Source organism: Aphanizomenon flos-aquae FACHB-1287 (assembly GCF_014698755.1).
Lineage (GTDB): Bacteria > Cyanobacteriota > Cyanobacteriia > Cyanobacteriales > Nostocaceae > Dolichospermum > Dolichospermum flosaquae.
This window is the reverse complement of the sequence record NZ_JACJTO010000008.1, coordinates 1-12,009: the sequence shown is the minus strand read 5'-3', so window position 1 is coordinate 12,009 and position 12,009 is coordinate 1. Positions and strand designations below refer to the sequence as shown.

Sequence of the window (12,009 nt, the reverse complement as noted above, 5' to 3'; positions counted from 1 at the left end):
TGTTAGAGAAGCAAATAGTAAATAGGGGAAAGTTTGTATTTAATCTTCATGTTCACAACAAGATTTTTCCTGCACATTGGGAACAGGATCATAACCTCCTGGATGAAAAGGATGACAGCGTAAAATCCGCATAATAGCTATCCAACTTCCCCGAAATACTCCAAACCGTTCAATTGCTTGAATCGCATACAGAGAACAGGTAGGTTGAAAGCGACAAGTAGGAGGAAACAAAGGAGAAATAAATAACCGATAACCTTTAATTAACCAAATCAATAATATTTTCATACCCAAATCTAATAAAGTAGGATTAAAGGGAAAAATACCTCTATTTGACATTGTTTAACACATTTCTCAGCTTGGAAACCATTTCTCCATTATCCCTGCAAATTGCCCCTGCAGCGGTTTGGGTAGGATTAATTATCTTTATTGCTTGGGTGGTATATCGTTTTACTGATAGTGAGGCGGAAATCATCCGTAAAATCGTGCATATTGGCATGGGTAATGTGATTTTAATTGCTTGGTGGTTAGATATTCCTGCTTATGTAGGAATTACGGCTTCAGTTTTTGCGAGTCTTATCACTTTATTATCCTATAAATTCCCCATTCTTCCTGGTATTAATAGTGTGGGTCGTCAGAGTCTGGGGACATTTTTCTATGCTGTGAGTATAGGGGTTTTAATGGGTATTTTTTGGTATTTACACCAACCTCAATATGCTGTTTTAGGAATTATGATTATGGCTTGGGGTGATGGATTAGCTGCTTTAATTGGTAAACGTTTTGGTAAACACAAATATATAGTTTTTGGTTCTCAAAAAAGTTGGGAAGGTTCTTTAACGGTAACTTTAAGTAGTTATTTTATTTGTGTAACTCTTTTATTTATTGTCCAGGGAAATATTTGGCAAACTTGGATAATCTCCTTAATTGTCGCTTTAATTGCTACGATTTTAGAAGCTTTTTCTTTTTTGGGAATTGATAATTTAACAGTTCCTATAGGTAGTGCTACCTGTGCTTATTTATTAACTCAAATTCTCTCTAGTTATTGAATAATTCCTAATATGGATTTTTTACTTTACCTTTAATTTTAGGTTATTACCGTAGCATCTTTTGGCTTGACTGTAACGGAAAAAAGATAAATATTGTGTAGACTCTATTGCACTGAAATTAATTCTTTAATAATATAATTTTATTAATTCAAAGCTATTTTATCTCTACTCTTAGAGGTAAATTTAGAAACTTTACTTTCTACCTGTAGGTTTATGAATTATTAGCCAACCATGCTTATAGTTAAGTTGTTAGGTGATTAAATACCTAGTTAAATAAGTGAGGCTAATAATCGTGTTAAATCAAATCAACGGATCAGATTTATTGGTTGCTTTATCAGATCAACAACAAGAGATAGTGACTGGTGGGGCTGACTTTGAACTAGCAGCTAGTAACTATGCTAACAAAGGATCTCTTTTAATGGGAACCAGTGTCTCTGGTCCTCAAGGTAGCAGCGCCACCTCCGCAGGTAAGGCTAATACTATCCTGACTGCGGGACAGGATTTCTTAGGCTTAGGTGCAGAACCTCCTGCGGGTGTAGGGGCTTTGGGTCAAGCAACTTTACCAACTGAAGGAAGTCCACGGGCAATACCTCTAGTAGCTGGAACACCTTTACCAACGGGAGCCGGCAGTGCGACAATTCTTGCGTAAACAGGGGCTAATCTGCCTATAAGTTGCTCAATTGTAAAGCGGTATTGTACTAGTTCTGCAGAGTGACACTGAAAATCAGGAATTTAAACCTAAAAAAGTAAATTACACTAGCTTTTTATGGAAGTTTAATGGTTGCTTATTTTCACTGCTCTGCCATGCTAGTCAATACCTCTTTTACATGAATTTAACCTATAATCCAATTGATTTTCATAGTGTAAATAAAGAAATTTACTTGTTTTTATTTCTGTCAATTTATTACCTAAGATAGTTATTTTTTGGTTACATAATATTGGTAATTTCCATCTTGGGTGAGACTATTTTAGTCATAACAAAAGGTATAATACAGTGAACTCGTTACAGAGTGAAGATCAGAATTATTTGTATAACTTCGATAATCCTAATTCAGAGGATTTACATATATTAGAGGCTAATGAGTTTCTCCCCCATATTGGTAAATGGATTCATATTGGTGGGGGAGTAATGATTGGTATGTTTGTGGTAGCTATAAGTCTTTCCTCTGTTCTCTATTACAATGTCACAGTCAAAGTTCCCGCAACTATCCGACCATTAGGAGAATTACGGTTAGTTGAATCTGCCATAACAGGAACTGTCAAAAAAATTGCAGCTAAAGAAAATCAGATAGTAAATAAGGGAGAAGTAATTGCCTATCTTGATGACTCTCAATTCCAATCTCAGAAAAAACAACTGCAAAATACTATTCAACAAAGTAAATTACAACTTCTTCAAATTGATGCTCAAATTAATGAAATTAATACTCAAATAATTGCTCAGACTAACTTAAATGAGCGGACAATTCTAGCTGCACGGGCTGAATTAACTGGAACGAAACGCAACTATCAAGATCAGCAAATTAAAACTGGTACGGAAATGACACAAGCTAAAATAACTATAAATTTAGCCAAGAATCAATTAGAAAGATTACAAAAAGAAAAAGTATTAATAGCCTCATTACAAGAAGCAGAAGCAGCTTTAAAATTAGCAATTTCACAGCGTGATCGCTTGCAAAATATAGTGACATCAGGAGCAATATCTCAGAATTTAATGGAGGAAAAAGAACAGGCTGTTACATCGGCTCAAGCCAAATTAGAACAAGCTAAATCTAATGCTAGAAATCTCCAAGAAGAAAAAGAACAAGCTGTTAAATTAGCACAAATTAACTTACAAAAAGCAAAAATTGGTATTAATCCTAGTAATGCCAATGTCACAGTAGCTTTAGAAAGAATTAATCAAGAAAAAGCAAGAGGTGATGGCAATTTAGCAGCTTTAAAAAAAGAACGGGAACTATTAATTCAGCAACGTCTAGAACTACAAAAACAACAGATTCGCACTGGTCAAGAACTACAACAGCTAGAAAATGAATTGAATAAAAGTGTGATTCGTTCTCCAACTAAAGGTACACTGATGCAGCTTAAACTCCGCAATTCTGGACAGGTTGTGCAAGTCAGTGAAGCTCTAGCTCAAATTGCTCCTGTGGATGCTCCTTTAATCATTAAAGCTCACGTTTCTGCTAAAGATATTGATAAAATAAAAATCGGTCAAGCAGTACAAATGCAGGTTTCATCTTGTCCCTATCCAGACTATGGAACTCTCAAAGGAACTGTGAAAACAATTGCACCAGATGTTATCGCAACTACACAAAATAATTATATTATCAGCACTCCCCAACTAGCTACTTATGAAATCAATATTGACCCACAAAATCTATTTTTAGGAAAAGGAGATCGTTTATGTTATCTCAAATCTGGTATGGAAGGACGTGCTGATATTATTTCCCAACAGGAAACTGTAATGCAGTTTATCCTCAGAAAAAGCAAATTAATTACTAACTATAATTGAATAAATTTCTCAAAATTGTAGCTTAAGTTAAGCAACAGAATCATCAAATAAAAGCTTTAATAAAATTGTGCTTATTTATGTTAAACCAACTAATCTTTCTTAATAATTACGTTTAATATGTTCAATTTTTTTAAAAATCGTCACAATTATCAGTGTACTTTACAATTAAGTGAAGAAGACTGTGGAGCAGCTTGTCTAGTTTCTATTACCAAGCACTACGGAAGATTTTTAAGTATTATTAAAAGTCGAGAATCTGTTGGTACTGGACAATTAGGAACAACATTATTAGGTTTAAAACGCGGCTCAGAAAATCTCGGTTTTAATGCTAGAGCAGTCAAAGCTTCTCCAGAAGTTATAGATAGAATCACAGAAATTACATTACCTGCAATCATCCATTGGAAGGGCTATCATTGGGTTGTTTTATATGGTAAAAAAGGGAAAAAATACGTTATTGCTGATCCTGCTATTGGACTTCGTTATCTTAGTAAACAAGAATTAACTGAGGCCTGGAATGGTGTAATGCTCCTATTAGAGCCAGATCCAGATCGCTTTTTTGAGCAACCTGAAGAAAAATCAAAAGGCGGAATAACACGCTTTTTTCGTCGTATTTTACCCTATCGTGGCTTACTAACTCAGGTTTTAATGATCAATATTGTCCTGGGTATACTAGCTTTAGGAAGTCCGGTTTTAATTCAATTATTAACAGATGATGTCCTCGTGCGTGGAGATTTACAATTACTTACAGTTGTGGTTTCTGCCGTTGTTGTTATGAGTTTATTTAGTGGAGGTTTACAAGTATTTCAAGCCTTAATGATTTCTCATTTTGGACAAAGATTACAATTAGGTTTAGTCTTAGAATTTGGTAGAAAACTTCTGCAATTACCTTTAAATTATTATGAATCTCGTCGCAGTGGTGAAATTACTAGTCGATTACGAGATATTGGCGAAATTAATCAATTAGTATCACAAATTGTCATTGTTTTACCTAGCCAATTTTTTATCGCTGTTATTTCTTTTTGCTTAATGTTATTTTATAGTTGGCAATTAACAACGGCAGTAATTTTAATCGCTGGTTTAATGACTTTATCTACTTTACCTTTTTTGCCAATTCTACAACAAAAAACCCGCAGTCTCTTAGTTTTAGGAGCAGAAAATCAAGGTATTTTAGTAGAAACATTTAAGGGCGCACAGGTAATGAAAACCACCAATGCTGCTCCTCAATTTTGGGATGAATTTCAAAGTCGTTTTGGTCGTTTAGCAAATTTGGCTTTTAGCACAGTTCAAATCGCAATTGTTAACGGGACTATTGCCAAGCTTTTATCTACAATTGGTGGGGTATTTTTATTAGGATTTGGCAGTCTTTTAGTCATTAAAGGCAATTTGAGTATTGGACAAATGTTAGCTTTTAATGCTTTACAACTTAATGTTTTAGCTTTAATTAACTCATTAGTTGGCTTTGTTGATGAATATTTTCGTTCTCAAACCGCAGTTTCTCGATTATTAGAAGTTATTGATGCCACACCAGAAGTAGTAGGAGGAAGTCAAAAACCAGTGGCACAAATTTCTAGTCATGCAGATATTAGTTGTTCCCATCTCAAGTTTCATCACCCAGGTAGAGTTGAGTTATTAGATGATTTTTCTATTCAAATTCCTGGAGGAAAAGTAATTGCTTTAATTGGTAAATCAGGTTGTGGTAAAAGCACTTTAGCTAAATTATTAGCTGGTTTATATGTACCAGATTCTGGCAATATTCGCATCGGTTTTTTAAATATTCAAGACATTGCTTTAGATTGTTACCGACAACAAGTAGTTTATGTACCCCAAGAACCTCATTTTTGGAGTCGGACAATTTTGGAAAACTTCCGTTTAGGCACACCTAATATTTCTTTTGAAGCCGTAGTTCAAGCTTGTGATATTGCTGATGCAGATGATTTTATCAGTCAATTACCTAATAAATATCAAACTGTTTTAGGGGAGTTCGGTGCGAATCTTTCCGGTGGACAAAGACAACGATTAGCCATTGCTCGTGGCATTCTCACAAATCCACCTATACTAATTTTAGATGAAGCTACCGCCGGATTAGACCCTATGAGTGAAGCTCATGTTCTAGATCGTCTTTTAGAATATCGCGCAGGTAAAACCACAATTTTAATTACCCATCGTCCCAGTGTCATTCATCGCGCTAATTGGATTGTCTTCATCGAAAAAGGTAAAATACAAGTTCAAGGAACTCCTGATACTTTTTTATCAAAACCTGGCGAGCATTTACGGTTTTTAACTGCATAAATCAATATTTTTTAAATCTTTTATTCTGCTATCACCAAAGTTTATTTGTTTGTAAAAGGAGTAATAAAATGTCGAAAAATACTCAACTCAATCATTCTCAATTATTGAGCTATCTTTCTGATGTTGAACAAGAATCTTTAGTTGGTGGGCAAATATCTCCTATGTTAGATATATTCACTGAAGGTAAGTTACTCTTCCAAAAAACTGATATCGAAACTGAAGGAAAAAATGATTTAACTCTGGCTTCAGGTGATTCTACTTCACAAACCAGTAAATATAAATTTTCCCAAGTCACTATGGCACTTTATTGCACATTTAGCCTATTAACTATTACTGCCAGTAGTGATAAATTAACTAATTCATTACCTAACTGTTTAAATAATTTTTTCTCATAAAATAGTTATGGGTGAATTATTTAATTAACTACAATTTATCTTACCATAAAGTATGAAATTATAATTCATACTTTTAGTTTTTTGATTTATAACTTCAGGAGAATTTAATTTTCTCAAAATACATTTATAAATAGAGCATAGGATTTAACACAGCTTTTGTTTCTATTTGAGCGTGTAAATCCTAACCTATTTATTCAGGTAAATAATTATGTCAAATCCAAACATCAAATCCAATTTACTTGTTGAATTATCCTCAGATGAACAACAACTTTTAGCCGGGGGATGTTGCCATTACCAACCTTGTTGTAGACCTAAAAAACGTTGCTATGAAAAAGATGATCGATATCCACGCTATGACAATGATCATATGTATGGTCAAAATGGGAATAGGGATTAATACTTTTTTCTTTCAATAAAGTCTATAAACTTGGCTATTCTCAATAGTCCTAGTTTTCAGCTTTTTATTTCTAGAGTGAGGAGAAATTTTCATAGATTTTACGTCTAAATTTTTCCTCTCTCATTTTTTAATATGACAGTTTATATCAGTAGTAAGTAGGTTAACACAACTCTTACCTTGCTATAAGAATAATTTTTAACGCCAATCTACTTATGTCAAAGGATAGAAATTATAATTATTAATTTATAACCATAGAATCATGAAATTGATCAGAAATATCTTTATAAAATGAGCATAGGTGTCATAACACCAATAAACAAATAATTGAGTTTCACATTATTATGTCAAATCAAAATATCCCATCTACATCTAATTTAGTTGTAGAGTTATCCATAGAAGAACAGCAGCTTCTATCAGGCGGTCACAATCAAAATCACAATGATCATAACAACCGTGATGACCGTCATGACCGTCATGACCGTAGACGCAGACGCAGACGCAGACATCACGGTTGGTACTGGTAATAATCAAAGATGAAATTTCAGCCAAATTAACCCTTGGATACAGTTCATTTTTCCTGATATTTCTTAACCCTCTTTCAACTTAATTGTTCACCAATCCAATCAAGTAAAATTGGATTTACTAACTCAGGAGCTTCATCTTGAGGGCAATGTCCCACACCTTCTAAAGAAATAAACTTTTGTACTTGGGGAAAATTGGCTAATTCTCTACCTAAATTAATTGGTTCCCAAGGGTCAGCCGTTCCCCATAAAATAATTACTGGACAAGATATTATAGATAATAAATCCTCCGGTAAAGGACCACTGGAATAAGCAGTAAAAGCCAAAAATACCGCCGCGGCCCCAGCATCTTTTGCCGGTGCCATCAAAATATCTACTAATTCATCTGTTACCGTTTCCCTGTTAGCATAAGCTTGTAAAAGAATCTTTTTAACAGTTTTCGGTTGAGCTAGGCTATGAAAAAAGAAATCACCTACTGGTTTAATCGCTAAAAAGTTTTGGAGAATTGGTGCACCAAACCGTTTCACCCAAGGTAACGTAACGCGTTTACGATCATGTAATAATCGCAAAGAACAGTTAAGTAAAGCAGTTCCCAAAGTCATATCCGGGTTAATTACCGCAGCTTGCATTGCCACAATACAACCAATAGAATTACCTACCAAAAACGCAGGTTCACCCACCACCTCCCGACAAAAATCTGCTACTTGTTGTCCCCAAGTTTCTAGAGTGTAATTAATTTTTTCTCCTGGTTTGGGTTTAGCTGAACCCCCAAAGCCAATTAAATCAATGGCATAAACCCGGCAATTTGCAGCTAAAGCGGGAATATTTTTGCGCCAATGTAACCATGATGCCCCAAAACCATGAATGAAGATCACAGCCGGACCGGTATTACCTTGAGTTTGATAACAAATGGGGAAATCTTGCCAAATCCAGCTTTTTGGAGAATTGATCATGGTTAATGCAATACTAAAAATAGTTTACCACTCACATTCTATTTTCTCAAATAAGAAAATTGCGTAATTAAAAGTATAAATATCCTAAAATATATCTAGGCCAAGCAATGCTTAACCTGCTATTTTAGGAAAATTGCCTAAGTTCAGGTATAAATACATATCAATTTTTTGTAAATTTAATATTAAAGTTTTGCAATGGTGGACAATCTAACCGGACATAGATGGTCACTGTACTGCTATCTTAAATTGGAGGCAATTGCAACTTTTTTCATAAAGCGGAACTTCATGGGAACGAATTACCGACGGGTTTTACTGAAACTGAGCGGTGAAGCCTTAATGGGCGACTTAGGCTACGGCATTGACCCAGAAGTGGTCGAGGAAATAGCAAAAGAAATAGGAGAGGTGATAGCCACTGGTGTACAAGTGGCCATTGTTGTTGGCGGTGGCAATATTTTTCGCGGCATTAAAGCAGCATCAGCAGGTATGGATCGGGCAACCGCTGACTATATCGGCATGATTGCCACGGTTATGAACGCCATGACCCTTCAAGATTCCCTAGAACGCATGGGAATTCAAACAAGAGTGCAAACGGCCATCGCTATGCAAGAACTAGCAGAACCATATATTCGACGACGTGCTATCCGTCATTTAGAAAAAGGGCGGGTGGTAATTTTTGGGGCTGGTTCAGGTAATCCCTTCTTTACTACAGATACCACTGCGGCTTTAAGGGCGGCAGAAATTGAAGCAGAAGTGATTTTTAAAGCTACCAAGGTAGACGGTATTTACGATGCTGACCCCAAACTTTATCCCGATGCCAAGCGTTTTACTACTCTTACTTACGCCCACGTTTTGGCTAAAGATTTGCGAGTCATGGATAGTACCGCAATTGCCCTGTGTAAAGAAAATAATCTCCCGATTTTAGTATTTGACTTAACGGTGCGAGGTAATATCCGCCGGGCAGTTATGGGAGAATCTATTGGCACCCTTGTGGGAGGTTCTTGTGAAATTAGCTGAAGCTCAAGAGACGATGCAGAAAACTGTTGAAGCAACTCAACGGTCTTTTAATACAATTCGCACTGGTCGCGCCAATGCGAGTTTGTTAGATAAGGTACAAGTCGAGTATTACGGTACACCAACATCTTTGAAATCCCTGGCAAACATTACCACGCCAGATTCTTCAATCATCCTGATTCAGCCCTACGATAAGGGCAGCTTAAACATCATTGAAAAAGCTATCTCTCTTTCGGATGTGGGCTTAACTCCTAGTAATGACGGTGTGGTGATTCGGTTGAATATTCCCCCACTAACAAGCGATCGCCGGAAGGAATTTGTCAAACTTGCGGCTAAGTATGCAGAAGAAGGTCGTGTAGCAATTCGCAATATCCGCCGAGATGCTATCGATGCCATTCGCAAACAGGAAAAAAGTGCGGAAATCTCCGAAGATGAAGCACGAGATCAACAAGACAAACTCCAAAAACTGACAAACAAGCACACAGAAAAAATTGACCACTTGTTCGCAGAAAAGGAAAAAGAGATCACTACTGTCTAAATTCAGAACTGGAAAGCGGTGACAGGTGACGGTTGACAGTTAACAGTTAACAGTTAACAGTCAACAATCACCAAATTCTATTCACCAAAAATTTATAAAAAATCATAAACCCTTATATATACTGGGAAATCTACTCAGTTAAAATCAAAAGCAAAATTAAATTTTAGCCATTATGTACGACTGTATTATTGTTGGCGCAGGTCCGGCCGGTGGAACAGCAGCATATCATCTAGCCAAAAAGGGGCGCTCTGTCTTAGTTTTAGAAAAGGAATCCTTGCCCAGATATAAGCCCTGTGGCGGTGGTGTCTCTCCAGCGATCGCTCAATGGTTCGACTTTGACTTTAGCCCTGCAATTTCCGCTAAAGTGGATTCTTTGCGCTTTACCTGGAAATTAGGCGATCCCGTAGAATCAAAAATTGACACCAAAGAACCGGTTTGGATGGTACGGCGTGATATTTTCGATCATTTTTTAGTCCAACAAGCTCAAAACCAAGGGGCTGAACTGCGAGACAACACAGAAGTTAAAGGAATTGAATTTAAAAATGATTCTTGGTATGTTACCACGGATACAGGAATAGTCACGGGTCGTTATCTGATCGCCGCCGACGGTGCAAAGGGTCCAATGGCTAAATGGCTCGGTTTTAAAGACCGTAAACGCCGTCTAGCTGGAGCATTAGAGGCTGAAATTCCCGCAACGGTTGAAAGGAAAACCACAATTCACTTTGAGTTTGGCTTGGTCAAAAACGGCTATATCTGGAATTTCCCTAAAGATGACGGTTATTCTATCGGTGTTGGTACATTTATCGGTGGTGAACCCCAAGACTTTAAGAAAATTTTAGATGAATACGCTCAATCTTTTAATGTAGATATCAAAAATAGTAAACAATACGGTCATCCTTTGTGTATTTGGGATGGTAATCAAAAGCTACACACCCAAAATGCAGTTTTAGCAGGAGAAGCAGCTTGTGTTGTTGACCCTTTTACCGCTGAAGGTATTCGTCCCTCTATTTTTAGCGGTGTTCTAGCTGCAGGATTTATTCATGATGCTTTAAGTGGTGATATCAATGCCCTAAGCAATTATACTGACGCGATTAATGAAGAATGGGGAACTGATATGGCTTGGGCGCAAAAACTAGCAGGAGCATTTTACCGCTTCCCTGGAATTGGCTACAAAGTTGGTGTCAAACGCCCCTCTGGCGCTCAGATTATGGGTAAAATCCTTTGTGGTGAATTGCGCTATGGTGATGTTGCTGGTCGTGCATTAAAGCGGTTAATTCCTGGCTTTGGTTGATGTAGTAGGGTTAGGGGAGCAGGGGAAAACAGTCAACCGTTAAGGAACTTGATATTTTTACATCACATCGTTTTCACGTTTAGCAATTTCCTGCTGAGAAAGTAATTTTTTCGCAACTCTTACAGGTAGATGTTCAGCATTATTACGATTATTAATAGGAGTTACTAAACGCAAACTATATAATTCTTCCCCTGCTGTTTCTGAAGTTTCTTTATCTATGATTAAATAAACTTGATCTGGATAACTCTGTAATAATCTTACCTGTAAACATCCTTTTAAATCTCTTGCACTTTGGGATAAAGGACTATCATCTCCAAATAATTCTACAGCCGCTTTCCAAGCATGATTTAAAGCAACAATTTCATTAACTAATGTTTCTATTGATGGGTTTTTAAAAATATCTTTCATGGTGATTTATATGGTTATAATGATGATTGTTTGGCTTCTAATTCTAATCTTTCAATTTCATTTAACCATCTTCTTTGATCTCGTTTTCTCCTTTCTAGTTGATTTTCAGAAGGTTCTGGTAAACCATATTGAAAATTATATCGCAGTTTCGTTTGTTCATAATGTCTAGTTTTATCTCTTATCAGAATAGGTTTATTTGATGTTGCTGATGATGGACTAGTATACTTGATAGAAATAACAATAAATTCTCTAGTTCCTTCATTGGGGATAATATTATATTTGACTCTTAATAATTTTTCACAAGACCATTGCCAAAAATAAGCGTGATCATGTTTTTCACTACCTAATTTTCTAATCTTTTTTACTGATAATAGTTGAGAACTAAATAAAACACTTTCTATATAATCATTTTGAGGAAATAATCTAGTTTCACTACCTTTACCTCTGAAAAATTCCACAATAAAACCATTTTCTCCTAAATCAAAAATACATATTTCTGTTTCATCGCTACCATCATCTTCTAATATTTGAATATCTTGATCTAGTCCAGAAGTGTTGAATGTTAAGAAAAGCCTGATAAAAATAGCCAAAAATATGTTAAATTTTGGGCGAAGGATTAAAATATTTTGATTAACCATGATCATAAACTCATTTCCCAAG

At 35.9% G+C, this 12,009-nt stretch carries 11 protein-coding genes and 1 pseudogene; 8 read left to right on the top strand and 4 right to left on the bottom strand.

Going from position 1 to position 12,009, the window contains the following annotated elements; genetic code table 11:
* Nucleotides 1–39: 39 nt before the first annotated feature.
* A complete protein-coding gene (gene yidD, locus H6G44_RS05710) occupies nucleotides 40–285 on the bottom strand; it encodes a membrane protein insertion efficiency factor YidD (RefSeq protein ID WP_190387458.1) in 246 nt (81 codons plus the stop codon).
* A gap of 50 nt (nucleotides 286–335) precedes the next feature.
* On the opposite strand from yidD, the gene H6G44_RS05705 reads away from it, so the two are divergent.
* The 5 genes from H6G44_RS05705 to H6G44_RS05685 all read left to right on the top strand — a co-directional run bounded on the left by H6G44_RS05705 (nucleotide 336) and on the right by H6G44_RS05685 (nucleotide 6,230).
* A complete protein-coding gene (locus H6G44_RS05705; RefSeq protein WP_190387429.1) occupies nucleotides 336–1,043 on the top strand; it encodes a diacylglycerol/polyprenol kinase family protein in 708 nt (235 codons plus the stop codon).
* A 292-nt stretch (nucleotides 1,044–1,335) separates the two neighbouring features.
* Nucleotides 1,336–1,692, top strand: a complete 357-nt coding sequence (locus H6G44_RS05700) for a CTB family bacteriocin (protein WP_190387428.1) — start codon at nucleotides 1,336–1,338, stop codon at nucleotides 1,690–1,692.
* A gap of 345 nt (nucleotides 1,693–2,037) precedes the next feature.
* Nucleotides 2,038–3,549: an HlyD family secretion protein gene (locus H6G44_RS05695; protein ID WP_190387427.1), complete on the top strand. Its 1,512-nt coding sequence runs from the start codon at nucleotides 2,038–2,040 to the stop codon at nucleotides 3,547–3,549.
* Nucleotides 3,550–3,666: 117 nt separating this feature from the next.
* Entirely contained in the window at nucleotides 3,667–5,835 is a 2,169-nt protein-coding gene (locus H6G44_RS05690) for a peptidase domain-containing ABC transporter (protein ID WP_190387426.1), read from the top strand.
* 68 nt (nucleotides 5,836–5,903) lie between these two features.
* Nucleotides 5,904–6,230 (top strand): hypothetical protein, encoded by a 327-nt coding sequence (locus tag H6G44_RS05685; RefSeq protein WP_190387425.1) that lies wholly within the window; start codon nucleotides 5,904–5,906, stop codon nucleotides 6,228–6,230.
* 995 nt (nucleotides 6,231–7,225) lie between these two features.
* On the opposite strand, the gene H6G44_RS05680 is transcribed toward H6G44_RS05685, so the two are convergent.
* The gene (locus H6G44_RS05680; RefSeq protein ID WP_190387424.1) at nucleotides 7,226–8,101 is read right to left on the bottom strand and encodes an alpha/beta fold hydrolase; all 876 of its coding nucleotides are present in this window, start codon (nucleotides 8,099–8,101) and stop codon (nucleotides 7,226–7,228) included.
* A gap of 285 nt (nucleotides 8,102–8,386) precedes the next feature.
* On the opposite strand from H6G44_RS05680, the gene pyrH reads away from it, so the two are divergent.
* The 3 genes from pyrH (at nucleotide 8,387) to H6G44_RS05665 (ending at nucleotide 10,941) form a co-directional block, all read left to right on the top strand.
* Complete coding sequence (gene pyrH / locus H6G44_RS05675) at nucleotides 8,387–9,115, top strand: UMP kinase (RefSeq protein ID WP_190387423.1); 729 nt, start codon at nucleotides 8,387–8,389, stop codon at nucleotides 9,113–9,115.
* Nucleotides 9,102–9,650 (top strand): ribosome recycling factor, encoded by a 549-nt coding sequence (gene frr / locus H6G44_RS05670; protein WP_190387422.1) that lies wholly within the window; start codon nucleotides 9,102–9,104, stop codon nucleotides 9,648–9,650. Before pyrH ends, frr begins: the two co-directional genes overlap by 14 nt.
* A 172-nt stretch (nucleotides 9,651–9,822) precedes the next feature.
* Nucleotides 9,823–10,941, top strand: a complete 1,119-nt coding sequence (locus H6G44_RS05665; RefSeq protein ID WP_190387421.1) for a geranylgeranyl reductase family protein — start codon at nucleotides 9,823–9,825, stop codon at nucleotides 10,939–10,941.
* A gap of 57 nt (nucleotides 10,942–10,998) precedes the next feature.
* Here H6G44_RS05665 and H6G44_RS05660 read toward each other — a convergent pair whose 3' ends face one another.
* Nucleotides 10,999–11,349, bottom strand: a complete 351-nt coding sequence (locus tag H6G44_RS05660) for a hypothetical protein (RefSeq protein WP_190387420.1) — start codon at nucleotides 11,347–11,349, stop codon at nucleotides 10,999–11,001.
* Nucleotides 11,350–11,363: 14 nt separating this feature from the next.
* Nucleotides 11,364–12,009, bottom strand: a pseudogene (locus H6G44_RS05655) (hypothetical protein); the annotation flags it as partial.